The sequence below is a fragment of the Halohasta sp. A2 genome, assembly GCF_056175805.1.
Map to the genome: position 1 here is coordinate 1 of NZ_JAQFWV010000028.1, position 24551 is coordinate 24551.

The window sequence follows — 24551 nt, forward strand, 5'->3', positions numbered from 1 at the left end:
GTTCGCCGCCCCTTTTCATAGTGATTCCATTGGAATCGCTCCATCATATATGGGTGATCCACTCGGATCACTCGCAGTCATTTAGCCCGCAAGCGGGAGCTCTCGCTTGTGGGCTTTTTGTAGTTGTAGAGCACGAGAATAGTCTATTTCCCAGCTACTTTGTGCCATCCTTGTTAGTCTCTTTGCTCCCGACAGGTGCAACCAATAGACAAAAACATCACCGAGTAGGCAATCGTTAGGAGTGGATTGCCCTTATGAACATAGTCGACGCCGGAGTTGTGACTGTGGTGGCAATACTCGGGTGGCTGCTATGGCTCGGGATTCGTCGACGCGATCCGGCGAGTGTCGTCAATGGAGTAGCCTCGCTTGGTGCGGTGGCGGTTCCCTCTGGGATCGAACTTCTCGCGACCATCTATTTCGAGACAGCGGTCTCCTTTCGACCGATTCTGCCATTGTGGATCGGGATTGCAGGTATGCTTCATATGATTGGGATGTGTGGTTGGTACGACCGTCTCTGGTGGTGGGACCACGTGACCCATACGGTGTCTGCTTCGTTCATTGCTGCACTCGTTTATGCGTGGCTGCTCGTCGTCGACCCGAACGTGTTGCGTGTCGTTCCGATCGCATCGACCACGAGTGTGACGCTCGTCTTGACACTGGTTGTGGGTGTGGTCTGGGAGCTACTCGAATGGGCCGCCCGTCTGGTTAGCGACCGCCTCGGCATCGAACGCGTGGTTAAACACTATGGTCAGTTTGATACCCCGTTAGACATCGCGTTCGATATTGTCGGGGCACTGCTCGTGATTATTGCCGATTTACGGCTTCTCGTCCCGTTGTTCGAGCCGATCCCTAAACTCACCCGACTGCTTTTTTACAGTTGGAATCTCAGTCTCGCGGCTAGTGGTCTCGTCTCGGGCATACTCATCTTGTATGCACACTCGGTCTGGGGTGACTGAGAACCTCCCTAACTGCCGCACTGCTTACAGTCATCCTTGGAGCGTTGATGGTCCACTCCGAACGTGGGCTGACCATGGGGATTGTAGCCGGTGGTCTCATCGTCACGCTGCTTCCGAATCGTGAACTCGACGTTCTGTATGGTCTCAACCCACGATTCATCTGGCTCATGGTCGTGTTCGTGACCGGACTAAGCTGTGTCGCCTACATTATGAGTCGTGTTATTGGAGCCGAGCAGGGAATTGCGCTGACCGGTATTCTCGGTGGCTTCGTCTCCTCGACGGCGACGGCGGTTTCGATGCCGGAACGGACGGTCGAAACGCCGAAACGCTACCAGATCTGTGCGTTCTCGACAGTGATTGCAGCAATCGTCATACTTCCCAGAGCACTCATCGAAATTGCGGTCGTCAATCCGTCATTACTTCCCGAAGTCGTTGTCCCATTCGGAGCGATGACTGGTGTGGGAATCATCGTTGCGGGAGTCATCTACTGGTAGACGACTGCGGAAGCAGTTTCGGAAACCGAAATCGGGAATCCGTTTCGTCTTCGACCAGCGTTGTTTTTCGCTGCGATATTTGCGGTCGTGTTAGTCGGTTCGGAGTATGCGAACAGTTGGTTAGGATCATCGGGACTCTATGCCACCGCATTCGTCTCTGGACTCGCTGATGTCGACGCGATCACGATAACGTTGAGCAAACTCGAAGCCGACGATCAGATCACGTCCTCAGTTGCGACGACTGGCATCGTGATCGCTGCGATCACGAACACCTTGGTCAAGGCGGTTCTCGTGTGGGTGCTCGGAACCCGTCAACTCGGACAGCTAGTCACAGCCGTCCGCGGACTCGTTGCTGCTACTGGGATCGTTCTCATAGTCATGCAATCCGCTGTGGTGTCTCTCTGCCACACCCCTCCGTTTAGCGGCTCAGGGCGCGTACGTTCCCACTAACTGTGTCTCGTCGACGATGTGCCCCTCGATCGCGACCAGCAGCTCGTCTTTCGTTGTCCCTGCATCGAGATCCACCGGCTCGTCGAGGGCGTACAGTCGGAATCGGTAGCTGTGTTCGCGGTCCGGTGGATTCGGTCCGCCGTAGCCCTGGTCTCCGTAGTCGTTCTGTCCTTTGACGGCTTCCGAGGCGTCCCACGCTTCAGGGATCATCTCGGTGGCCGGATCGATGTTCCAGACGACCCAGTGGTCCCAGACCTTGCCTGCGGGTTCGACCGCGTCGGGATCGTCGACCACCAGCGCGAGTGCGTCGGCTTCGTCGGGAACGCCGTCGATCTCCAGCGGTGGGTTGACGTTGCGCTCGGTGTAACCGTACTCGCGGGGAATCGGCTCGCCGTCTTCGAAAACCGGACTTGTGAGTTGGAGTGGTGCCATTAGTAGCTACACTGTCAGTACCGAACTGAGTAAGCGTGATGGCCGTTCCCGGATTTACTCTGGATTTTCGGTGGGAGTGTCGACTGTTACGACATTGGCGTCCGGCGCATTTTCTTTGACACTGTTGAGGCCCTGGGTACATTTTTGTCGGCTAGCGTATCCCTCCCCGCTGTCGGCGATGATGTTCCCGTTTCGGTGGACGAGTCGCCACCGCCACTGTCCGGCTTGATCCTCATATACCTCAAACGTCGCTTGGGACATAGCCTACTACTCGCGTGAGCAGACACTTTGCTCTGGTGGTGTCCCAACAGAGGGCATTTCGTTCGACGCACGTACCCAACCTAGTCTGTGGGTTGTTCGGGGTCGTCTTCGTCTCTGTCTTCGTCGACGGAGGGGGGCATCGATAACTCGTGTGACACAAGCGTCCCATCTGGTTGCAGTGTCACCGTCCCAAGGCTGACTGTGTCACCGGGCGATCCTGTCGCTGCAATCGCTCGCAGCGTCGACTCCTGGTCGAGGTGGCTCCATGTCTCCTCGGCGACGAGCTGCTGGAACGCCTCGGGGTCGCGCCACCCCGAGTCAATCTCGGAGGGAACACGGACAACGAACTCCAGTTGTGAGTCGGTGACGTGAATGCCGACCAGAAAGCGGTCGCCCTCGGTGTCGTCGGTAGGCATGGTCGTCTTTCGGCTACGACGGCCAAAACGACTGTGGGTCGACTGCCGTCTCGCTGCGAGTCGCCCGTCTCTCCTGGTCGGTCGCTTGTGTGTGACGGTAGCACAACACGGAGCAGACAGAGGTAGAACGGCTTTTGTCGACCGAGCGACCACTGCGGGTAATGAGCTACAAGATCGGCTTGGTGGGCAAACCATCAGTCGGCAAATCCAGTTTCTTCAATGCAGCGACGATGAACGAGGTTCCGGAAGGGGCCTATCCGTTCACGACAATCGATCCCAGCATCGGCGAGGCCTACGTCCGCGTCGACTGTGCGGCCCCCGAGTTCGACAAGACCTGCACGCCCAACGTGGGTGTCTGTCGGGATGGCACGCGCTTTGTACCAACGAAACTCGTCGACGTCGCCGGACTCATCCCCGGTGCTCACGAGGGGAAGGGACTGGGAAATCAGTTTTTGACCGATCTCAACGAGGCCGACGTGCTGATCCATATCGTCGACTTTTCGGGCAAAACCGATATCGAGGGAGAAGCAACCGAAGGACACGACCCACGCGACGATATCGACTTTCTCGAAAACGAACTCGACATGTGGTATCTCGGCATTCTGGAGTCGGGAATCGAGAAACACGAAACCAAATATCAGGGTGCAGACGCCCAGATCGAGGTCGACCTCGCCGAACAGATGAGCGCGTTCAAAACGAACAAAGACGAAATCAAACAGATCATCCTTTCGCTCGATCTGGAACTCGACACCGAGACGTGGGACGACGCCGACAGGGAGACGCTTGCCCGCGAGATCAGAAAGCGAACCAAGCCCATGTTGATCGCGGCCAACAAGATGGACACCCCCGAAGCACAGGCCAACTGGGACGAGATCACCGCCGATCCGGCGTACGAACATCTCACCTTCGTGCCAGCCAGTGCACACGCCGAAAAGGCGCTTAAGACCGCCGCCGATGCAGGCGTCGTCGACTACACCGCCGGCGAGGACTCGTTCGAGATCGTCGACGATATCTCGGCTGAACAGGAGGCCGGACTCGAACAGATTCGCGAGTTCGTCGACGAGTTCGGCGGGACGGGCGTCCAGCAGGCCATCGAGGCCGCACTGTTCGATGTGTTGGGCTGTATTGCGATCTTCCCCGGCAGCGCGAACGGCAAGGCTGATGAAAAGGGCGTCTTCCGTGACTGTTTTATACTGCCTGAAGCCGCCACAACCTCGGATTTCGCGTACTTCCTTCATTCTGACATCGGCGATGGCCTGCTCCATGGGATCGACTGCCGGACCAATCGACAGGTCGGTTCGGATCACGAACTCGACCACCGCGACGTGGTCGAGATCATCTCGACGAACTAATCTATCGGCTTTTGTACTGCATCGATCGCCTCATTGAGTGCACTCAGCGCCTGTGTTACACTTTGTTCGGTGATAGCTTCTCGGTCACCCTCAAAGACATGCCGCTCGACACGCGTAAACGACGACCCGCTCCCCCATGGACCAGCGTATGCCACGCCGATGTAGACAAGTCCGACCGGTTTTTCATCCGTACCGCCGGTCGGCCCGGCAATACCGGTCGTCGAGACGCCCCACGTCGTCCCGGCGGTGTCGCGAACGCCACAGGCCATCTCGGCGGCGACCGACTCACTGACGGCACCCTCGGCGTCAAGCGACTCACGGCTGACACCGAGAGTTGTCTGTTTCGCGTGGTTCGAGTAGGCGACGATGCCGCGGTCGACGTAGTCGCTTGCGCCCGGAACGCTCACTAGCCGCGAGCAGACGCGGCCACCGGTTAGCGACTCGGCGACCGCAACGGTTTCGCCGCGGGCACTGAGCTCATCACCGATCCGCTCTGCAAGCGTGGCGGTGGTGTCCTGGTCGGAATCGTCCTGGCGGTCCGGGTCGACGTGGTCAGTACGGTCGGTCGACATACGACACGTCTCTCACGGAACGGGCTTGAACTGTTGGGTCGGTGAGTCAGGGAGTCCACAGAGCTACATCTCGGGAGGTCGTGTATGGTGTATGGACCCACCCTACACGGTCGGTCTCGAAACGCTCGAGCGCGAGTACGACCGAGTCGAGTGTCCGGTCGAGGGCACACTCCCCTCGTGGCTCTCGGGAACGCTCCTGCGCAACGGCCCCGGGCGATTCGAAGTCGACGGCCAGTCGGTGAACCACTGGTTCGACGGGCTGTCGATGCTTCGGCGCTTCCACATCAACGACGGCAGCGTGACGGTTTCGAACCGCTTTCTCCGAAGCAAGGAGTACGAATCGGTGATGCAAGCGGGCGAACTTCGCTGCGATCAGTTCGGAACCACCGCACCCAACTCGCTTTTCGGTCGACTCATTGATTTCTTCGATCCGACGCTCACGGATAACGCGTCGATCGGCGTCGACCGGATCGGCACGGAGCCGATCGCGATCACCGAGACGCCGAACGCCGTCGGCTTCGATGCCGAGACGCTGCGGACGACCGGTCACGTTGAACACACCGACGAGCTATCGATCACCGGCAGTCTGGGCCATCCACACTACGACTTCGACGCCGAAACGGTGCTCAATATGGGTGTTCGGTTCGGTCGACCCAGCGAGTACGTGCTGTTCGAGCGATCGACCAGAGGCCGCCAGCGGCGAAAAATCGGCGGCTGGACGGTCGACCATCCGACCTACCTCCACTCGTTCGGGCTGACCGACCGCTATGCCGTCCTGTTCGAATCGCCGTTTCGACTCTCACCGCTCTCGTTGCTTGGCGACCGACCTTTCATCGAGAGCTACTCGTGGGACGCCGACTGCGACGGTCGACTGTTGGTGTTCGACCGAACGGATGGCAAAGTCGTCTCGACGCCGTCGGTCGACCCGCGGTTCGTCTTTCATCACGTCAACGCCTTCGAGAGCCCGGACCGAAACGAGTTCGTCGTCGACGTGGTTGCGTTCGAGGACAGCCAGGTAATCGAGTCGCTCTACCTCGACCGGCTACGCAGCGGCACAGCCCCAGCGCCGGGCGGTGAGCTCCGCCGGTATCGGCTCTCGCTTTCGGATGGCTCGGTCGACGAACAGCGGTTGCTTGCCGGTCCGATTGAATTTCCGATGATCAACTACCGAGCAGTCAACGGCCATCCCTACCGGTATCTGTACGCCGCAACTCACACGAACCCATCCCCGACAGGGCTGTTGAACGGACTACTTAAATATGATCTCGAAGCCGAACGAACGAAAACGTGGTCCGAACCCGGCGTCTACCCCAGTGAACCGGTGTTTGTCCCTCGGACACCGTCGAGTGTGGTTGACGACGAATCGCTTGACGAATCGCGCGAGGATGAAAACGAGGACGACGGCGTCGTTCTCTCGGTCGTCTTGGATATGCGCGTCGACCGATCCGTCTTCGTTGTACTGGATGCGGCCTCGTTTTCAGAACTGGCACGCGTCCAGCTGCCAACCGTTTTTCCGTTCGGATTTCACGGCCAGTGGTATCGGGATGAAGAGGGTGATCGACCCCAGCGAACGATGCCCTAAGTTTCCTCGCGGACCTGGGCCCACAGCTCTTCGAGTCGTTGGTCGGCCGTCGACTCCCGACTTGGGCGGTCAATACTCGCCGCCAGTGTGTGCTCATCGGAGAGCCAGATGACGATCTCGTCGAAATCGAGTTCGTAGCGCGTCGTGTGCTGGCCGCCCTGTCGGATCTGGGTGGATTCAGTAACCAATGAGGCCTCAGAGAGGTGGTCGAGTTTCCGATACATCGTCGACAGTGGAATATCACAGGCTTCCGAGAGTTCGTTCGCCGTCATCGGCTCAGAAAGCGTTTCGACGATGGCTCTCGTCGGCTCATCTCCGAGCGTACTGAGGACGTCCTCGCTCAGGTACTCGTCTCGCGCCGACGGCTCGCGAACCATTACCCCACGCTATACCCGACTTGCTGATAAATATACTGTTGGCGAGGCGTTGTGGTCATCACACCGATACGACGCACCCCAGTACAGTGACGGCTGTAGCCAGAGACCGGGCTGCTTTTGGCCTGCTCGCCGTATATTTACTAGAATCGCTATGAATGACGAAACGCGCGTTCGTCGTCGCACTGTTGTTCGATCCCTCGGCGCATCGGCACTCGCGGTCGGCCTCGCTGGCTGTACCGGCGGTGAGTCCGGCGGGTCGAGTGAATCGGATGAATCGGATGGATCGGACGAGAGCGGCAATGGAGTCGAGGATCTAACCGGCGAGTCCGAGGTAACCGTCGACGTCGGCGCTGGCAGTGGCGGGTTGGCGTTCGCTCCCGAGGAGATCGAGATCTCGACGGGAACGACCGTTATCTGGGAGTGGACCGGCGAGGGTGGCGGCCACAACGTCGTTGCGACCGATAGCGACGAGTTCGCCAGCCACGAATCGCCTAATACGACCGCTGAGGAAGGTTACACGTTCGAACACACCTTCGAGGAAACCGGGACCTACCCGTACGAGTGTACGGTTCACGCCGGGATGGAAGGAACGGTCGACGTCGTCGACTGAATTCCTCTACTGTCGACTCACACCAGCGCAGCAGCCACTTTCTCGATCGGATGCGGCGGTTTGCCGTACTGTTTTTCGTAGTCGGCCAGCTGTGAGCGACACGACGTGCCCGGTGCGACGACCTCCGTGGCTGGCGACTCGTCGACCGCATCGAACAGGAGCCGACCGATCGCCTGGCTCATCGAGTAGTGTTCGGCCTCGTAGCCGAACGAGCCAGCCATCCCACAGCAGGTAGTATCGAGCACGTCGACGTCGTAGCCCGTCCGTCGGAGAACGCCCACTGCGTGGTGATCCCGGCTGGCGGCCGTCTGGTGGCAGTGGCCGTGGTAGGCGACCGACCCACTGGCAGAAACATCGAGCTGCTCGTCGAGCCGGAAGGTATCGAGATACTCCATCACGCTGTAGGTGTTTGCAGAGACGGTTTCGACTGCCTCGCCGTCTAATAGGTCGAGGTAATCCTCTTGGTACATGACTGCATCCGAGGGTTCGACGCTGACGACGTCCCAGCCGGCCTCGATTCGGTCGACCAGCACGTCGACGTTTTCGCGTGCCGTGGCTCGCGACTGATCGAGCAAGCTTTTCGAGTGGGCTGGTCGACCGCTGTCGGTCACTTCGTCGGGAATCACGACGTGAACCCCGGCGGCTTCGAGGGTTTTGACGGCGGCTTTGCCGACTTCCGGCTGGGTGTAGTTCGTGTAGGGATCGGCGATCACCAGGGCCTTTCGGTCGGCCTCGCCCTCGGTAATTGCGGGCGTCCGCGAGCGATCCCACTTCTGCAGCGTCTCTCGTTTGAACGTCGGCAGATCGCGCTCGCGAGCGATGCCCAGCGTTTTCTCCATCACCAGGCCGCTGCCGGGGAGCTTGGCGGCCAGATTTGAGACGGGCGCGAACGTACTGCCGAGGCTGTAGAGCGTCTCGACGTTGGCGAACAGTTTGTCCCTGAACGGAACCCCTTCGCGCTGGTGGTGTTCGTGTTTGAGTTCGGTTTTGAGTTTGGCCATGTCGACACCGCTCGGGCAGTCGCGTTTGCAGCCCTTGCAGCCGATACAGAGATCCAGCACCTCGTGCATGAACTCCTCGGAAAAGGCGCTGTCAGGCAGATCGCCACTCATCGCCCGGCGGAGCATGTTGGCCCGCCCGCGCGTCGACGTAATCTCCTCGTTTTCGGTCGCCCGGTAGGTCGGACACATGATCGATCCTGTCGTATCTTGATGGCCGGTACAGCCCGCACAGCCGTGACAGAGCTCGGTCATTCCCTGAAAACCGTTCTCGTTGGCCCAGTTGAGCGTCGGCTCGAAGTCGGCGTCGAACTCGTAGTCGCTGTCGTACCGGAGGTTCTGCCGGGGATCGAAATCACCGCTGACGTTGCCCGGATTCAAGAGTCCCTGTGGATCGAACGCGGCTTTGAGCCGTTTAAATGACGCCCAGATCTCGTCGCCGTAGAGCTTCTTGTTCCAGGTCGTCCGCGCGCGGCCGTCGCCGTGTTCGCCCGAGACCGAGCCGCCGTACTCGATAACCAGATCCGTCACGGCATCCGAGATCTCGAACATCGTGTCGACGCCGTCGTCGGCTTTGAGATCCAACAGCGGGCGAATGTGCAGGACGCCTGGCCCGGCGTGGGCGTAATATGAGGCAAACGTGTCGTACTCGTCGAACAGCGTCTGGATGTCGGCGACGTACTCAGGCAGGTTTGCGGCTGGCACCGCGGTGTCCTCGACGAACGGCCAGTGTTTGGCGTCGCTCGTCCGCGAGAGCAAGATCGGGAGTCCGGCTTTACGCATTTTCCAGAACTTTGCCTGTCGGTCGGGGTCGTAGGCTTCGAGCGCGTCGACAGCCCACGTCTCGTCGGTCGTCAGCCCCTCGGCTCCCTCGGTTGGGTCGACCGCCGGCTTCGAGCCCGGCAGTCGGTCGGCCAGCAGATCGGCGACCTTCTGTTTGCCCTTGTCGACGGAGTCGGCATAGAACTCGACGAGCAGCGTCGAATCGGTCGTCTCGGGCAGGATGTCGACGACATCGGCGAACTCCGGGCGCTCGCGGGCGAGATCCAAGAACACGTCGTCCATTACCTCGACGGCTGCGGGGTCGTGTTCGAGAATCGGAGCCACATCGTGCATGGCGTCGATCACGCTATCGTAGGTCAGCATGACCACCGACGTCTCGGCCGGTACGGGTTCGAGCGAGACGGTGGCCTCGGTGACGATACCGAGTGTGCCCTCGCTGCCAGCCAGCAGTCGACCGACGTTTACTTCGCCCCGGTTTTCGGCGTCCTCGACGAGTTTGTCGAAGTTGTATCCCGAAACGTTGCGCATCAGGTCGGGGTACCGATCTTTGATCTCGTCGCGCTGATTGCGGAGGACCTCCGAGACGACGGCGTACACCTGTTGTTCGATGGTCGGGTCGTCGACCGTCCATGCCGCTTTTGCCTTCTCGTGGAGTTCATCGACGCTCATCCAGTCGAAGGTGGTAATGGTCCCATCGGCAAGAACGACCTCGACCGATTCGAGATAACCGTCTGCCTTCTCGTATTTAAGTGAGTGTGCGCCGGTCGTGTTGTTGCCGATACAGCCGCCGAGCACGCTCTTGTCGCCCCACGCCGGATCGGGCGCGTATTTGAGCCCATGTTCGGCGAGTCGATTGTTGAGTCGAGCGAGGGTAATTCCCGGCTGGGCGGTTACCGTCGCCGCCTCGGGGTCGACCGCGAGCACCTCGTCCAGTTCTTTTTTAAAGTCGAGAACGACCGCCTCGTTGACCGTCTGGCCCGCGAGGCTGGTGCCGCCGCCGCGCGGGAGCACCGGGATTTCCTCGTCGGCGCAGTAGCTCATGACCGCCTGGACGTCGTCGGTAGAGGTTGGAACGACGACGCCGATCGGCAGCTGGTGGTAGGCGCTGGCGTCGGTCGCATACAGGTTTCGCGTGTAGCTGTCGAACCGTACCTCGCCGTCGACCAGCGCTTCGAGATCGTCGACGAGGTCGGGCCGGTCAACGTCCGCGCTGCGATACTCGTAGTTGCTTCGTGGGTCTGTTGCGGGATCCGGCTGGGCCGACACCCCGTCTCGTGTTGTCTTGCTCATCGGAAATGGTGAATAGGTAATCCTTGGTGTACGTGCCAATTAATGTACGGACCGCCGAGTGGGTGACCGCAGTGGCTTAGAACACTCCCGGCCACACGACGTACACGCAGAGTGTCGTCAGCAGCCCGCCGCTGATGATGTAGTAGACCACCGGCAGCAGGTTCAGCCGGATGACTCGCCCTGTGGCCCCAACTAGGCCGACGGTCGCCAGCGCGGCGATCACGTTGTGGATCGCGATCGTGTTACCAACCGACGCACCGATTGTGTTGGCGGCGACAAGCAGGGTTCGCGGCATGCCCAGCGTGGTGGCGACCTCGAACTGGAAGGCCGAAAAGGTGATGTTGCTCACCGTGATCGAACCGGCGACGAACGCGCCGATAAGCCCGACGATCGGCGAGAACAGCGGATACGCTGCGCCGGTCACACCCGCCGTCCCGTCGGCCAGCACGACGATCATACTGCTGTCGATCGGCCCCGAGCCGTGGGCGTTGGTTCCGAGCATGATGTCGACCATCGCGATGACGAACATCAGGACGATCGCCGGCGAGATGATCTTGCCGAACGCCTCCTTCCACGCGCCAGCGACCTGCGAGCGATCCATATCGAACAACGGGATGGACAGCAGTGCGCTGACCAACAGCCACGTGCCCGGAACGTACGCCCAGCTGATCGCCCCTTCGAGGCCGGTGCCGAACACGTCCCAACTGAACGCCATCAGCGGGCCCTCTTGGAGGAACGTCGCCACCGGGTCGACCACGCGCGTGACGACCAGAAGGACAACGAGGATGAGGTACGGCGACCACGCCCGCAGCAGGCCCATCGACTGGGTCGTCGGCACGTCGACGTCCTCACCACCGGGTTCGATCTCGCCGACCCAGTGGTCGGGCCACGTCTCGCGGTCGGGGAACTCCCAGTGAGTATCCGGTTCGAGATAGCCCGCACGCAGCAGGCCAACGAGCGCTCCGCCGCCGACCATCGCGCCGAACAGCGAGGGCAGTTCCGGGCCGACGAAGTAGGCCGAGGCGGCGTACGGAACCGCGAACAGCACGCCAGCGACAATCGCCAACGGTGTGACCTCCCAGACGGGAGCCAGCGAACGCTCTTCGCCGAAGAAGTAGACGACCATCGCGACGGCGACCAGCGGCATCAGGATTCCCAAAATCCCGTTGAACATCCCGGCGTAGATCGCTGTCTCGGCGGAGTATGCGGCGACGCTCAGGCCGGTACCGTCGAGAATCGGGCCTTCGACCGCGCCGAGCGACTCCTCGAATCCCGCGATAACAGGCGTGCCGACTGCGCCGAAGACGGTCGCGACCGCGTGACCAATAAGTGCAGCGACGACCGCCGCCAGTGCCGGAAAGCCGAGAGCGAGCAACAGCGGTGCAACGACCGCTGCAGGCGTTCCGAAGCCAGCGACACCCTCAATGAAAGTTGCGAGGAAAAACCCCAGCAGGATCACCTGGACGCGCCGGTCGTCGCTGATCTCGGCGAAGCCAGCGTTGATCCGGTCGACCGCACCTGAGCGCATCAGCGTATACAACAGCACGAGTGCGCCGAAGACGATCCAGAGGATCTCTATGGCCGCCATCGCGCCGGTTATGCTTGCCGCTCCGATGTAGGCGGCCGGGAGTTCCCAGATGGTAAAGGCGATGACGGCTGCTGCGCCCCACGCGATCGGCATGACGCGGGCGGCAGGCCACAACAGTCCGACTAGCAGCACCGCGACGATAAGCAACGGGAGCGCCGCAAACAGCGTCTCAACCATCAGTCTGCTCCGGGCCGCCATCTCGGTGGGTATCCATCCGTCGTAACTGTGATTTAATCACATGCATAACTCATTTGAATTGATTCTCGTTCTAATTATAATATACGTGATTGCGGATCATTTTTCATGGATTATTTTGACATGACCGGTCGATTCGCTACTTATGATTCCGTGTGCGTCGACACGTGGCGCTGTTTCAGAACTGATTCGGATCGAACGGGCCAATATGCTGGTGACAGTTTCTGATTTCACAGTTGAGCTCTATCTGCGCGCCAGTGGAGTGAGGCCATCTCGAACGGCTTGTTGCTCTTCAGGACGAAGATGAGGGTGGTACGCGTTTCCACCAACCGAGAGTCGGCTGTGTCTGTTCGTGTCGATCTGTCTGTTTAGACCTATCTGTTTGTCGACAACCGGTTTTTTTGATGGATTTTCTGTGAGTGTTTACTACCGCAGAGCGTAGTGAGCCACTGAGACCAGTCGGCTGTTATTTATTTAGCGTCCGCACCGTGGTGGTCGACGAGTGTGGCGATCTGGTCGAGGCCAATCCGCATCCAGCGAGTCGAAACTCAGGTGTCCGCTCTGTGACCTTGCAGACGAGAACGCTTGCCAACAACTCCACCGGCTGCTCGTTAGTGGCCTCCTCACTGGACCCCCCCACTATTGTCGAACTGGACACTATCAATTTCGTCTGACTGTCATCAATTCTCGAATTAAGTTTATTTGCCGACACAGTGCTATGGTAGAAACAGACGGTAGCCGAGCCGTTGGTGTTCGTTCCGCTCATGATCTACCCAACATATCAGCAGATCGTTCACCGGCTTCGAGGCGTGGCTGCCGATCTGATAACCGAGTATCCCTCGGTCGAAACGCCGTTGTATCGACTTCGTGATTGCTGTGCCACACTCATGGTTACTGCCACTCGCCTCAGGGCACAGTTTCGGTATGAGGCTCCTATCGATCCGTTTCGAGTGTATCGAGTCGACCCCGACGAGATCACCGAGTCCGTTTCGTGGCAGGAGCTCACGAGCGACCACGCGGCGGTGATGCCGGACTTTTTGACCCTGCCGAACTACCATTTCGCCGGTCGGGTGCTGGGTGGTGAGTGGGACGTCGACCGGCGGCCGTTTTCCGAGTCGGTGATCTACAGGTCGTTTCACGCACATTTCGAGGCGGGCCGTCGGTGGTGCGAGACGGAGCTCTACTCGCAGTGTCTGGCGGTTATTGGCGAGGGCGACTCTCCGTGGGGGTGTACGTCGCGCGCGGACGTAGAGCAGCGCTGTCGTGAGATTGATCAGCTCTACGAAATCGTCGGCACCGAAGGGTATCGAACGCAGTCGGAGCTCACCGCGTCTGGCGACGATGCGCCGCTCGATGCCGCCCGGCCGAACCGGTACACCGAAACCGTCGACGGCGAGATCGCACTCGTCGTCGGTCGCGACGGTGAACTACTCTTCTATGACGGGCGCAACCGGCTGGCGATCGCCAAACTCCAGGAGCTCGATACGGTGCCGGTCGTCATTCTCGTCCGTCACAGCCAGTGGCAACGGCTTCGTGATCGGGTCGCCCAAGGCGACATCACGCCCGCATCGCTTCCCGACCGGCTTCAGTCCCATCCCGATCTCGTCGGGTTGACTCCCGACGAGTAGCTTGTCTATCGAGTTACTCCCGGCTCGTGTCGACGCCGAGGGCCTCGTTGAGCCCACAGAAACAGGTCGTGGCGTTGAACCCTAGCCCGAGCGCTCCCACTGCGGCCACCAGCAGTGTTCGGTAGTTTCGCTTGCGCAGCGCACTGATTGCAACGACTGAGAGGACGACTGCGAGAGCTGTCCGAAGGAGTCGATCCGTACCGCCGACGTTTTTGCTGCGGTCCATGGGTGACCTCTGTCGGCCAGACACATGTAGATTCGCCAACCGAGTGTCGAAATAGCCGAGTGGCCCGGTTTTCGTCTACGGAACTACTTTTGGGTTGTCGACTGGCCGACACCTGGAATCGTAAGCCGAGTTTCGAGCTTGTTCATAAGCAGGGCGGTCGTTATCACGAGCCCGAGGTAGAACAGCGCGACAATCACGTAGGTGTCTGTATACTGGAAGCTGTCGGAGCCGATATCACGGGCGCGGCGGAACAGATCGGGGACGGTAATAAAGGCCGCCAGTGAGGAGTATTTCAAGAGATAGATAAACTCGTTCGTCCACCCTGGAATCGCAAACCGGAGTCCCTGCGGAAGAATAACGTGCCGAATACTCTTTGTTTTCGAGAGGCCGATCGACCGAGCCGCTGTCAGTTGACCGGCGTCGACCGACTGGAGCGCTGACCGAATATATTCGGCTTGATAGGCCGAAGAGTTGGCCGTAAACGCAACGATCGCAACGACGGCGGCTGTACGTGGCATTCCCTCGAGACTCATAATTCCGAAGTCGTCGATGAAGCTCGCCAGTGGCAGGCCGTAATAGAAGAAAAACAGCTGTGCTAACAGCGGCGTTCCCCGGATCAACTCGGTGTACGCAAGCGAGAGCCGACTGCTGATCGGCCCGCCGTAGACGCGTGCGACGGCCGTGGGAACCGCGATGGCCAGTCCGCAGCCCATCGAGATGACCGTCAGGTAGACCGTGATAAAGGCTCCCGCAGCCAACGCTGGCTCGGTTGTCGTCGCGAACGCCGCCAGTTCGAACGGCCAAGCCAGCCACTCGAAAAGCACCTCAAGCGGCCCCAAGCCGGCCCCAACGCCACTGAGTGTGTCGGCGGTGGCTTCGAATGGTTCAGCTGGAAGCCAGGGTTCGCGTTCTCGGATGCCCCGTTCGGCGTGGATGAGGTCCGGAAACCCGAGGGCGGTGGCAAGTGCATCGAAGAGACTGTTGTGCGAGGCCCACCGTGCGAGCAACCAAAGCCACAGCCCGCCACCGACGACTCCGACAAGTATCTTTTTCCGACCGTCGACGGTTCCGACGGCCGAGCCACGACTCTCTGGTGTCTTCATTGGTGGAGTCCGGTCAGTTCACCCAGGAACGTTCGAGTCCGGTCGTGTTCGGGGTTTTCGAAGAGCTGTTCGGGTGGTCCGCGCTCGACGATTCTGCCCTCGTCGAGGAACGTGATCGTCGACGCGGCCGACCGTGCGAAGCCCATCTCGTGTGTCACACACAGCATCGTCATTCCGCCCTCCGCGAGATCCTGCATAACGGTCAGCACCTCACCGATGAGTTCGGGATCCAGTGCGCTCGTCGGCTCGTCGAACAGGATGAGTTCGGGGTCCATCGCCAGCGCACGGGCGATCCCGACTCGCTGTTGTTGCCCACCGGACAGTTCCGCCGGGTACGAGTCGGCCTGCGACGAGAGGCCGACACGAGCGAGATAATCGTCGGCCTTCGCGTCGGCTTCTTCTTCCGAAAGTCCCAACACCTCGCGGAGTCCGAGCGTGATGTTCCCGCGAGCGGTGAGATGAGCGAAGAGATTGAAGTCCTGAAACACCATCCCCACGCGGCGTCGAAGCTCGTTTTCGTCGACCGAGTGGATCTCTTCGCCGTCGAGATAGATCTCGCCGGAATCGATTTCGGTGAGTCGGTTGATACACCGGAGCAGCGTCGATTTGCCCGAGCCGCTCGGCCCGACGATGACCTCGACGCTCTGTAGGTCCATCTCGAAGCTCACGTCGTGGAGCACACGTTCTTCGCCGTAGGACTTGTCGACGGTGTCGACACGAAGGAGGCTCATGTGGACCCTCCCGGAATCGCGTACTGGCCGTGGAGATAATCGAGCAATCGGTTCGTGGTGAATGTAAGCACGAAATACATGAGACTAATGGTTATCAGCACTTCCATCACGGCGGTGTCCCGGCCGGGCTGCAAGTAGAGGTTCTCTGCACGGGTCAGTAGCTCCGCCAGGCCGATCGCAAACGCTACACTGGTGTCTTTGAGAACGATCGTGAACTCGTTTTGGAACCCTGGCAGCGAGCGCCGAACGGCCTGCGGAAAGACGACGTGCCGGATTGCCTGAAGTTTCGTCATCCCAACCGAGCGTGCAGCCTCCATTTGTCCGCTGCTGATCGACTGGATCGAGCCGCGGAACACTTGTCCCTGGTAGGCTGCACTTCTGAGTCCGAGTGCCAACGTCGCCGCGATGAACGCGTTCATCTTGATATCGAGTAGGGGAACCGTCCCGAACTGCGGAATCGGTAACCCGTAAAAAAACAGGACGATCAGGATGACGATCGGCGTTCCTCTGAGTACAACACCCAGCGTTCTAACGGCATCCGTGAGCCGTCCATCGCCGTACACCTCGATGGCACCGGCCGGAAAGCCGAGTAGAAACCCGAGCGAGAGGCTCGTCGCTGTGAGGAGGATGGTGACGCTCACTCCCAACAGCAGCGAGTCCCAGTTGTTGAGGATGAACTGCCAGTCACTCACCTGTAGCAAGGCCGGATCCATATCGATTATTCGAACCACTCGGCGACGAGTTCGTCGTACGTCCCGTCGTCTTGAATCTCCGAGAGCGCCTCGTTGATATCCTCGATACGCTCGTCGTCCTGTCGCATTCCGAGTCCGTACACCTCACCCGTTTCGATCGTGAACGCAATCGTCACCGAGCGACCGTCCGAGAAACTCTCGGCGACCGGCACATCGATGATGAGTGCATCGACGTTGCCGTTTTCGAGATCCTGGACGGCGTTGGTGTAGTTGTCGTACGTGCTGCTCTCGTCTTCGGCAATCGTGTCGTTGTCGATCAGTTTGTCGACCTCTGCCTCCCCAGTTGTTCCGGATTGGGCCCCAACGCGAAGATCTGCGAGATCACTGGTCTCTTCGGGCTCAATCTCCCCGTCGTCCGCGACGAGAACTGCCTGGTCCGCCTCGTAGTAGGAGTCCGAAAAGGCGATCTGCTCTTCGCGGTCGTCGGTAATGGTCATCGCCGCAGCGATCAAATCGATGTCCTCCTCAGTCAGCGAGGGGATCAGCGAATCGAACTCGATTTCGGTCCACTCACCGACTTCGTAGCCGGCGCGTTCGATTGCTTCCTCGGCCAAGTCGATATCGAAGCCGACGAGTTCGCCGTCTTCGGTGTACTCGAACGGTGGGAAACCGGGGTTTGTCCCTGGGTTGATGACGTTCTCGTCGTCGCCGCCACCCATACAGCCAGCGAGTGATCCAACGACTCCGGCTGCACCCACAGCCTTCAGATAGCTTCGACGGCCAATATTGGCATTGCGTGTCATATCACTGTTATCGGAGGTAGTGGTGTTTAACGTTTCGACACGAAGAATGTTGGTATACGCACAGTTTCGGCAGTGTTCGCTACGGAACTGTCCTGTTGGGTTCTCTCAAAATTTGTCTGATAGATTCTGGTTTACTTGCTGTGATTGCAGATGTTCGTATGGCAGTGATCACCCGTCGACGGTGGCGCAGAAGGAATTTGGCGATAGACACTCGCTGGTGGATGCTGTGTTCGGCAGAAGTGCACCGGCCGGGATTTGAACCAGAGAAAGACGTTCCGGGATGCTCGCTTCGCTGCGCGTCCGGGCTGCGACGTTCAGGGTTCAAACCCGGCGTGTCGCACACAGCCTCGGACGAGGTGCGATCGACATAGAAGTCGCTCACTGCTGTTGTCCTCGGTAGAAGTGCACCGGCCGGGATTTGAACCCGGGCCATGAGCTTGGAAGGCTCAGGTCCTACCACTAGACCACCGGTGCCCAAGACGTCGACCACGGCACTCGTCGCGTTCCAACGCCGCTGTGCCGACGTATATCCTCATTCAGGACTCGCCATTAATTACCTTACTGTTTCGTCCGGCGATTCGATCGCGCTCAGTCGTCGCCGAAACTCCGGGCTGCGGCCTGCAGTTCGGCCGACACACCCGGCACCTCGCTTTCGGCAACCGGCCCTTCGGCCTCAATCTCTTCGAGGGACTTGGGGAACGTCCGTAGCTCCTTGTGAATCGCCAACCCCGCCTTGGCTCCTTTGCCCATCGCCACCGGCACCTGGTTGTGCCCCGGCGTGATGTCGCCGACCGCGTAGACGCCGTCGACGCTCGTCTTGCCGTGATCGTCGACCACAATCGTCCCGTCGTCGTTCAACGCACAGCCCAGCGCCTCGGCCAGTTCGGTGTTGTAGTTCGAGCCGTACATCGGGAAGCCGCCGCGGTACTCGCGGACGGTTCCATCTTCGAACTCGAAGCTTTCGAGCCAGCCGTCGTCACCCTTGGTCATCCCCACGATGTCCTCGTGGATGACGTCGACCGGGTGTGCGTCAACCAGTTGTTGGGTGTCGTCGCTCCACTTGATTTCATCGCCACGGGTGAGGATGTCGACCTCGTCGGTGAAGTTCAGCATGATCATCGCGACGTAGGCCGCCGAGTCGCCGGTGCCCATTACGTACACCGACTCGTCGATGAACATGTAGGCATCACAGTGCAGACAGTAGTGCAGTCCGCGACCGGTCCGTGGCAGCGGTGGATCGGGTCGCTCGTCCGAGAAGCCGACCCCGAGAACGACACGGTCGGCCAGAATCTCGGTGTCGTTACCATGGAGTCGGAACCGACCGTCTGATTCGCGGTCGACGTCGGTGACGAAATCGCGGATCACCTCGCCGCCGTAGCTTTCGACCTGCTCGGTCGCGGTTGCCAGAAACTCGTTGCCTGAGACGTCCTCGGGGACGCCGATCACGTTGTGCGTATCCATCATCATCGCCGCCCGTCCACCGCCGCGGTTGACGACGACGGTGTCGTGACCCAATCGCGTCGTGTACAGTGCCGCCGACAATCCGGCTGGGCCCCCACCAACAACTGCCACCTCATAGGTTTTAGCATCCGATTCCGCATCCACGCCCTCTGTCTCACTCATTGGTCTCCCTACGAACTCGACTTAAATAAGTACTTCACAGTTGTGCGCCCCGGTTACAATACACGCACAGGCGGCGCAACTACCGCATAGCAGTTGCCGCTCGATACGCGACAGTCGACCACCTCGACTGCAGCGGCGTCCAGATCCGCACGGAACTCGTCGGGGTCGTAGATGTGGTAGTAGCGACCCACCTGTGTGCCGCCCGGCAACGTCCAGTCGACGGTCGTATCGAACCCCTCGGTCGCATCAAACCGGTCGTGGGCCGTGCTCCACACCGAGACGAGCGCTCGACCGCCGGGAGCCAGCACCCGGCCGACCTCCGAGAGGCCCCGCCGACGAGCCTCACGCGTGCGGAGATGGTGGAGTGTGGCGACATAGACTACCTGTGAGAATTGATTATTTATAAATGGAAGCCGGGATGCATCGCCGTGGACGAGGTCGACACTGAACTCACGTTCGTCAGCCCGCTGTCGGGCCTCGGCCAACAGGCCGCGGCTCACATCGAGGCCAATGACCTCCGCACCAGATTCAGCGAGCGCCTGGGCGTGTCGACCGTTGCCACAGCCGAGATCGAGGGTGAGATTGAGCGAGCCACAGCGGTCGACCTCGTCGTGTATAAACGACTCAACCTCCGGCCAGGCGTACTCCCGTGTTTTCGAGAAGTGATCGGCGATCCGGTCGTAGACGGCTTGGAGGTCTTGGGCGGGCGGGTCCTCAGCGGTCATACCACTGCGTCGGCGTCGGCACCTGAAAGCGTCTGTGACTCACGGTTGATACGGAGGTTCGAAAGCGTCTGTGACTCACGGTTGATACGGAGGTTCCGGCACGTTCGGGACACAGCACAACCTACATACGATTCCTGTTCGTAGCCACAGCCATGTCGACCAAGTCAGACGCAGTCGTCGAACACCGACCGTTGGTGATCGCCGGAACCGGTATTTCTGGACTTACCGCCGCCATCTATGCGGCTCGATCGAACAACAACCCGCTCGTCCTCGAAGGTGACGAACCCGGTGGCCAGCTCACACTGACTACCGATGTCGAGAACTATCCGGGCTTCCCGGAGGGCATCTCCGGGCCCGAGCTTATAAATAATATGAAGCAGCAGGCCGAGCAGTTCGGCGCGGATACGAAAAACGGCGTTCTCGAATCAGTCGACGCTGAAGGCGAGGGCACCGACCGCCAGTTCCGGATCACCCTTTCCAATGGCGACGTCTACACCGCCGACGCCGTGATCGCCGCCTCCGGGGCGAGCGCGCGCACGCTCGGCATTCCGGGCGAGGAAGATCTGATGGGCTACGGGCTGTCGACCTGTGCGACCTGTGACGGCGCGTTCTTCCGCGACGAGAAGATCGTCGTTATCGGCGGCGGCGACGCTGCCATGGAAGAGGCCCACTTCCTCACCAAATTCGCCTCGACGGTGTACATCGTTCATCGCCGCGAGGAGTTCCGCGCCGAGGACGTCTGGATCGACCGCATCATGGACAAGGTCGACGCAGGCGAGATCGAGATCCTTCGCAACACCGAGGCCATCGAACTCCACGGCAGTCGCGAGGAGGGCGTCGACTCGGTAACGATGGTCCGGCATCCAGAGGGCCACCCGACCGACAAACTCGATGATCCAGAGACCGAGGAGTTCGAGTTCGACGCGGGCGCGGTCTTCTACGCCATCGGTCACACGCCGAACACCGACTATCTGGAAGGCACCGATGTCGACACTGACGAAGAAGGCTATTTAAAAACCCTCGGCGGCGAGGGCGGCAATCAGACTGCGACGGCGGTCGACGGCCTCTTTGGGGCCGGTGACGTGGTCGACTTCCACTACCAGCAGGCCGTGACGGCCGCGGGGATGGGCTGTCAGGCCGCGATGGACGCCGACGCCTACCTCGAAGAACTTGAACGCATTCGCGCGAAGACAGCGGCAGCCAGCAGTGACACCGCAGCGGCCGAATCCGACGACTAACACGGTTTCTCTACGGTTCTTCGACGTTGTATGTGTCCGCGAGTTGATCGAGCGCCGAATGTCGTTCGGTCGAGTGCGGGGCCGTCAGTGGCGAGACGCTGATCTGGCCTTCTGCCACCGCGCGGCGGTCGGTTCCTTCCGGGTCGGCAATCGACCCCGAGCGCATCATCTCCCAGATGTTATCCTGCAAATCAACCCGCCCACCGTCACGTGTTGCGCCCATCTCGTAACGCGTCGACGGGTGGGTGACGACCATCTCGGTCGGCTCGATGACGCCCGATCCGGTCTCGATGTACGGTACGTTCACATTCAAGTAGTCGGCGGCCTCAAACACGCCCGCCTCGCCCGCATGGTCGACGAGATACCGGGTTGCGGCGGTCGCGTGTCGGAAGTCCTCGGGTTCGGTGGCGAGCTGCTGCCAGTCGCCTCCGGCATCGATATATAAGGAGACGGAGATCGCCGGAACCTCGAAAAAGGCGGCCTCGACCGCCGCGCTGACCGTTCCTGATCGTCCGAGCACGTAGGCCCCGATGTTGGCTCCCTTGTTGCAGCCCGAGACCACGAGGTCGACATCGGGACAAAGCGTGCCGAGCCCGGCGATGACGCAGTCGACCGGCGTTCCATCGACCTCGTAGCCGAGTTCGTGCTCGCGGATGTCGACGGCGTGTGAGATCGACCGTCCAACCGAACTCTGATCGTCACCGGGCGCGACTGCGACCACCTCGCCAAGCGTCGACAGTCCGTCGTAGAGCGCGCGAAAGCCGACGCTGTCGATCCCATCGTCGTTCGTCAGCAGCATCCGTGGCCCGTCCATACCGGTGTCAGGAAGGGCGGGACGAAAAGTGCTCGGCCCTGTGAGCCTCTCGAAGGCGTCGACTCGCTCTCGAAGCCACAAAGGACACAAAGGCGGACACTCATTGAACTGTATGGGACTCGGAAGCACCACGAAGAAGATCCAGATGTTAGCAGACACTGCTGAAAAGATGTACACCCGGCTCAATGAAATCCGCGAGCAGGTCGAAACCACCCAAACCACGGTCCAAGACACCGGTGACCGCGTTCGGACACTCGAAACCGAGATCGTCGAACAGCGCGCGATTCTCGAAGCGGTCGCGACCGAACTCGATATCGATCTCGAAGCAGTCTCTGCGGAGGCCCACATCACTGATGCCGAAGCCAGCCTCGAACGCGACGCTGAAGCCAGTTCCGCAGGCGACGCCGAGAGCCCAGATCCACAAGCCTAGGGGATCGTTACTCACCCACTAACCGTTGGTGTTCGACCTTCATACACCGATCTTCGACCACGGTGAGCCCGGCGTCTTCGGCCCGTTCGACTGCAGCATCATCGTGAATGTCGAGTTGGAGCCAGATCGCCTCCACGTCGTCTTCGGCCGCTTTCCGATCGAGTGTCTCGTCGACGATGCCTGCAACTTCCTCACTGGGGCGGAACACGTCGACGAGATCGATCTCGCCGTCGACTTCGCTGAGCGAGTCGACGGCGGGTTCGCCGAGGATTTCGTCGGCAAACGGGTTGACTGGGACGACCTCGTAGCCGTGTCGCTGGAGGTAGGCTGGAATCTCGTGGGCGGCTTTGCCGGGCGTACTCGAACAGCCGACGACGGCAATGCGATTCAGTTCAAGCAGGTTACGTAGCGTCGTGTCGTCAGAGACAGGCATACCTAGGTGCTCGAGCGCACGCTGCAAAAGTATTCCCGGGGCGGGTCGGCTACGCGGTCGCCAACCGGATCTCCGGCGGCTCGTCTTCCGACATCCGAATAACACCGTCGAACAGCTGGGTCAGGGTGTTCATTGCCTGCTCGTCGTGCGATGTCGAATCGATACAGAACACGCCCAGCCCGTCGACGGTCTGAATCCGGCCGGTAAAGACGTGGAGAAACCGGAAGACGGTCTGGAGATCCGCATACATCAACAGCGTCGACAGTGAGTGAACCATGATCCGGTTGCGCTTGATTCCTTGATCCTGGTGGAACGCCTGGAGGAACTCCGAGAGCTTGATTCCGATTCCGGTCATATCGACCGGCGAGGAGGTGTATTTGATTCGTTTGTCCTCGCGAACCTCGCCGACGCCCTGCTGGCGGGTGACACAGTCGACGACGGCGACCGGTCGGCCTTCATACTCGGTTCTGCGGGCGAAATCGGCCAACACGCGGGTTGCGCTATCTTTTGTCGTGACGATTATCGCACCCTCATCGTTGTCGACGCCGGCTGCAAGAATATCGAGCGCAAGTGATCGTTTGCCTGTCAGTGGCGGCCCCGAAATCAGAATGTTTGTTCCTGGAAGGACTTCCGTATCGAGATCTGGTGTAAGCGTATACATTACCGCAGCTCCTGAGATAGCCAGTAGCTCGTGTGGTTCGTACTCGAATGTCGGTCCAGCGGTCCGGGAATCATCGACTGAATTGATTATGCCGGTTGCGGCTAATATTTGTTTTGATTGTGTTGTTTGGGGGTTTCGCCGGTACGAGCGAGTCACCCGCCACTTACGGTTCCCCATCGCCCCACGACAAACGCGACCGCCGCGAGTAGCATCCCTCGTTTGAGCCATCGCTGACTCTCCGATGGCTCGGAAAACGCCCGAAGGCTCGACCCAAGCATCACCAGATCTGCCGGACCAACGATGGCAAGATAGACGACGCCGAAGGTGCCGGTCAAGTAGGGCCATGCACTCGCAGCGACCGCCACGACCATTGCGCCAACACCGACCAGCAGTGCAGGCCGTTCGCCGATGACGATCGGCAGCGTCTGAAGCCCCTCCTCGCGGTCGCCTGCGATGTCCTCAACGTCTTTGACGATCTCCCGAGTGAGCGTGGCGATTGCTGCAAGGCCAAACAGCACGACTGCACCCAACGGCCGGTCGACGGCTGCGCCGCCGAACAGGAACGTACTCCCGGTTAGATACCCCACGAGCACGTTTCCAACTCCGGGGAGTCCTTTGAAAAACTCCGTGTAAGCCACGAGCGCGACGAAGTTGAACACGGCGATTGCAACCGCCGCGAACGGGAGTGTCAGGGCGGCAGCGGTGGCGACACCGAACAAAACGAGACTGAACCACAGCGCGCCGCGCGTCGAGAGATCCCCACGGGGGATCGGTCGAGCGGGCTGGTTGATCGCGTCGATCTCCCGATCGAAGTAGTCGTTGATTGCGTTCCCGCCGCCAGTCGCGGCGATCGTCGCGATGACGGCGGCGCCGACGGCCTCGGGAGCGGCGCTCACACCACCGGCGACGAATGCACCTATGAAGGTGAGCGCCCCGGCCGAGATGGCGTTTGCTGGCCGCGTGAGATCGAGACAGGCCCGGCCGCGGTCGATCAACGTTGCCATACTGCTCGGTCATCAGTCGTTGTGAATAAACCACCCGGATCGTCGGTCGGCCTCTTTTGTCGTATGTGAGCAGTCGACTGGGGA

The 24551-nt window shown here is 60.2% G+C and carries 25 protein-coding genes, 1 tRNA gene and 1 pseudogene; 8 read left to right on the forward strand and 19 right to left on the reverse strand.

Annotation, left to right across the window (positions count from 1 at the left end; translation table 11 throughout):
* Positions 1 to 287: 287 nt before the first annotated feature.
* Both O2S87_RS09790 and O2S87_RS09795 read left to right on the forward strand, forming a co-directional pair.
* Positions 288 to 956, forward strand: coding sequence for a DUF2238 domain-containing protein (locus tag O2S87_RS09790; protein WP_475408612.1), 669 nt, complete (start codon positions 288 to 290; stop codon positions 954 to 956).
* 2 nt (positions 957 to 958) lie between these two features.
* Positions 959 to 1831 (forward strand): annotated as a pseudogene (locus O2S87_RS09795) (MgtC/SapB family protein); the annotation flags it as partial.
* A gap of 45 nt (positions 1832 to 1876) precedes the next feature.
* On the opposite strand, the gene O2S87_RS09800 reads toward O2S87_RS09795, so the two are convergent.
* From O2S87_RS09800 to O2S87_RS09810, 3 genes are all read right to left on the reverse strand, one after another.
* Positions 1877 to 2332: a YbhB/YbcL family Raf kinase inhibitor-like protein gene (locus O2S87_RS09800; protein WP_475408613.1), complete on the reverse strand. Its 456-nt coding sequence runs from the start codon at positions 2330 to 2332 to the stop codon at positions 1877 to 1879.
* Between the two features lie 54 nt (positions 2333 to 2386).
* A complete protein-coding gene (locus O2S87_RS09805) occupies positions 2387 to 2593 on the reverse strand; it encodes an HVO_2922 family protein (protein WP_475408614.1) in 207 nt (68 codons plus the stop codon).
* An 80-nt stretch (positions 2594 to 2673) separates the two neighbouring features.
* Positions 2674 to 3009 carry a DUF8124 family protein gene (locus O2S87_RS09810; RefSeq protein WP_475408615.1) on the reverse strand — a complete coding sequence of 112 codons (336 nt, stop codon included), beginning with the start codon at positions 3007 to 3009 and terminating at the stop codon, positions 2674 to 2676.
* Positions 3010 to 3170: 161 nt separating this feature from the next.
* Here O2S87_RS09810 and O2S87_RS09815 point away from each other — a divergent pair, with 161 nt between their 5' ends.
* Positions 3171 to 4361, forward strand: coding sequence for a redox-regulated ATPase YchF (locus O2S87_RS09815; RefSeq protein WP_475408616.1), 1191 nt, complete (start codon positions 3171 to 3173; stop codon positions 4359 to 4361).
* Here the strand turns inward: O2S87_RS09815 and O2S87_RS09820 are convergent.
* Entirely contained in the window at positions 4358 to 4933 is a 576-nt protein-coding gene (locus O2S87_RS09820; protein WP_475408617.1) for a CinA family protein, read from the reverse strand. The genes O2S87_RS09815 and O2S87_RS09820 overlap by 4 nt on opposite strands.
* A 91-nt stretch (positions 4934 to 5024) precedes the next feature.
* On the opposite strand from O2S87_RS09820, the gene O2S87_RS09825 reads away from it, so the two are divergent.
* Positions 5025 to 6515, forward strand: a complete 1491-nt coding sequence (locus O2S87_RS09825; protein ID WP_475408618.1) for a carotenoid oxygenase family protein — start codon at positions 5025 to 5027, stop codon at positions 6513 to 6515.
* Here O2S87_RS09825 and O2S87_RS09830 read toward each other — a convergent pair.
* Positions 6512 to 6892, reverse strand: a complete 381-nt coding sequence (locus O2S87_RS09830; protein ID WP_475408619.1) for a helix-turn-helix domain-containing protein — start codon at positions 6890 to 6892, stop codon at positions 6512 to 6514. The two genes, O2S87_RS09825 and O2S87_RS09830, sit on opposite strands and share 4 nt — an antisense overlap.
* 151 nt (positions 6893 to 7043) lie before the next feature.
* On the opposite strand from O2S87_RS09830, the gene O2S87_RS09835 reads away from it, so the two are divergent.
* Positions 7044 to 7502 (forward strand): halocyanin domain-containing protein, encoded by a 459-nt coding sequence (locus O2S87_RS09835; protein ID WP_475408620.1) that lies wholly within the window; start codon positions 7044 to 7046, stop codon positions 7500 to 7502.
* A gap of 17 nt (positions 7503 to 7519) precedes the next feature.
* Here O2S87_RS09835 and O2S87_RS09840 read toward each other — a convergent pair whose 3' ends face one another.
* Positions 7520 to 10573: an FAD-binding and (Fe-S)-binding domain-containing protein gene (locus O2S87_RS09840; protein WP_475408621.1), complete on the reverse strand. Its 3054-nt coding sequence runs from the start codon at positions 10571 to 10573 to the stop codon at positions 7520 to 7522.
* 76 nt (positions 10574 to 10649) lie between these two features.
* On the reverse strand, positions 10650 to 12338 hold the full coding sequence (locus tag O2S87_RS09845; RefSeq protein WP_475408622.1) for an L-lactate permease: 1689 nt from the start codon (positions 12336 to 12338) through the stop codon (positions 10650 to 10652).
* 782 nt (positions 12339 to 13120) lie between these two features.
* On the opposite strand from O2S87_RS09845, the gene O2S87_RS09850 reads away from it, so the two are divergent.
* On the forward strand, positions 13121 to 13984 hold the full coding sequence (locus tag O2S87_RS09850; RefSeq protein WP_475408623.1) for a hypothetical protein: 864 nt from the start codon (positions 13121 to 13123) through the stop codon (positions 13982 to 13984).
* A 13-nt stretch (positions 13985 to 13997) separates the two neighbouring features.
* On the opposite strand, the gene O2S87_RS09855 is transcribed toward O2S87_RS09850, so the two are convergent.
* The 8 genes from O2S87_RS09855 to O2S87_RS09890 form a co-directional block, all read right to left on the reverse strand.
* Positions 13998 to 14210 carry a YgaP family membrane protein gene (locus tag O2S87_RS09855; RefSeq protein WP_475408624.1) on the reverse strand — a complete coding sequence of 71 codons (213 nt, stop codon included), beginning with the start codon at positions 14208 to 14210 and terminating at the stop codon, positions 13998 to 14000.
* A gap of 83 nt (positions 14211 to 14293) precedes the next feature.
* Entirely contained in the window at positions 14294 to 15313 is a 1020-nt protein-coding gene (locus O2S87_RS09860) for an amino acid ABC transporter permease (RefSeq protein ID WP_475408625.1), read from the reverse strand.
* Entirely contained in the window at positions 15310 to 16044 is a 735-nt protein-coding gene (locus O2S87_RS09865) for an amino acid ABC transporter ATP-binding protein (RefSeq protein ID WP_475408626.1), read from the reverse strand. Before O2S87_RS09865 ends, O2S87_RS09860 begins: the two co-directional genes overlap by 4 nt.
* Positions 16041 to 16757 (reverse strand): amino acid ABC transporter permease, encoded by a 717-nt coding sequence (locus O2S87_RS09870; protein WP_475408627.1) that lies wholly within the window; start codon positions 16755 to 16757, stop codon positions 16041 to 16043. Before O2S87_RS09870 ends, O2S87_RS09865 begins: the two co-directional genes overlap by 4 nt.
* Before the next feature lie 5 nt (positions 16758 to 16762).
* A complete protein-coding gene (locus O2S87_RS09875; RefSeq protein WP_475408629.1) occupies positions 16763 to 17539 on the reverse strand; it encodes a basic amino acid ABC transporter substrate-binding protein in 777 nt (258 codons plus the stop codon).
* A 403-nt stretch (positions 17540 to 17942) separates the two neighbouring features.
* Positions 17943 to 18013, reverse strand: a tRNA-Gly gene (locus O2S87_RS09880).
* A 114-nt stretch (positions 18014 to 18127) separates the two neighbouring features.
* Positions 18128 to 19162: an NAD(P)/FAD-dependent oxidoreductase gene (locus O2S87_RS09885; protein ID WP_475408630.1), complete on the reverse strand. Its 1035-nt coding sequence runs from the start codon at positions 19160 to 19162 to the stop codon at positions 18128 to 18130.
* A 53-nt stretch (positions 19163 to 19215) separates the two neighbouring features.
* Positions 19216 to 19887 (reverse strand): class I SAM-dependent methyltransferase, encoded by a 672-nt coding sequence (locus O2S87_RS09890; RefSeq protein WP_475408631.1) that lies wholly within the window; start codon positions 19885 to 19887, stop codon positions 19216 to 19218.
* A gap of 152 nt (positions 19888 to 20039) precedes the next feature.
* On the opposite strand from O2S87_RS09890, the gene O2S87_RS09895 reads away from it, so the two are divergent.
* Positions 20040 to 21125, forward strand: a complete 1086-nt coding sequence (locus O2S87_RS09895) for an NAD(P)/FAD-dependent oxidoreductase (protein WP_475408632.1) — start codon at positions 20040 to 20042, stop codon at positions 21123 to 21125.
* Positions 21126 to 21135: 10 nt separating this feature from the next.
* On the opposite strand, the gene surE is transcribed toward O2S87_RS09895, so the two are convergent.
* Positions 21136 to 21939, reverse strand: coding sequence for a 5'/3'-nucleotidase SurE (gene surE / locus O2S87_RS09900; RefSeq protein ID WP_475408633.1), 804 nt, complete (start codon positions 21937 to 21939; stop codon positions 21136 to 21138).
* 112 nt (positions 21940 to 22051) lie between these two features.
* On the opposite strand from surE, the gene O2S87_RS09905 reads away from it, so the two are divergent.
* Positions 22052 to 22369 (forward strand): DUF5798 family protein, encoded by a 318-nt coding sequence (locus O2S87_RS09905; protein WP_475408634.1) that lies wholly within the window; start codon positions 22052 to 22054, stop codon positions 22367 to 22369.
* A gap of 7 nt (positions 22370 to 22376) precedes the next feature.
* Here the strand turns inward: O2S87_RS09905 and O2S87_RS09910 are convergent, their stop codons facing one another.
* The 3 genes from O2S87_RS09910 to O2S87_RS09920 all read right to left on the reverse strand — a co-directional run bounded on the left by O2S87_RS09910 (position 22377) and on the right by O2S87_RS09920 (position 24467).
* The gene (locus O2S87_RS09910) at positions 22377 to 22802 is read right to left on the reverse strand and encodes a CoA-binding protein (protein WP_475408635.1); all 426 of its coding nucleotides are present in this window, start codon (positions 22800 to 22802) and stop codon (positions 22377 to 22379) included.
* 49 nt (positions 22803 to 22851) lie between these two features.
* Positions 22852 to 23463 carry an RAD55 family ATPase gene (locus tag O2S87_RS09915; RefSeq protein ID WP_475408636.1) on the reverse strand — a complete coding sequence of 204 codons (612 nt, stop codon included), beginning with the start codon at positions 23461 to 23463 and terminating at the stop codon, positions 22852 to 22854.
* Positions 23464 to 23615: 152 nt separating this feature from the next.
* On the reverse strand, positions 23616 to 24467 hold the full coding sequence (locus O2S87_RS09920; RefSeq protein ID WP_475408637.1) for a geranylgeranylglycerol-phosphate geranylgeranyltransferase: 852 nt from the start codon (positions 24465 to 24467) through the stop codon (positions 23616 to 23618).
* Between the last annotated feature and the right edge of the window lie 84 nt (positions 24468 to 24551).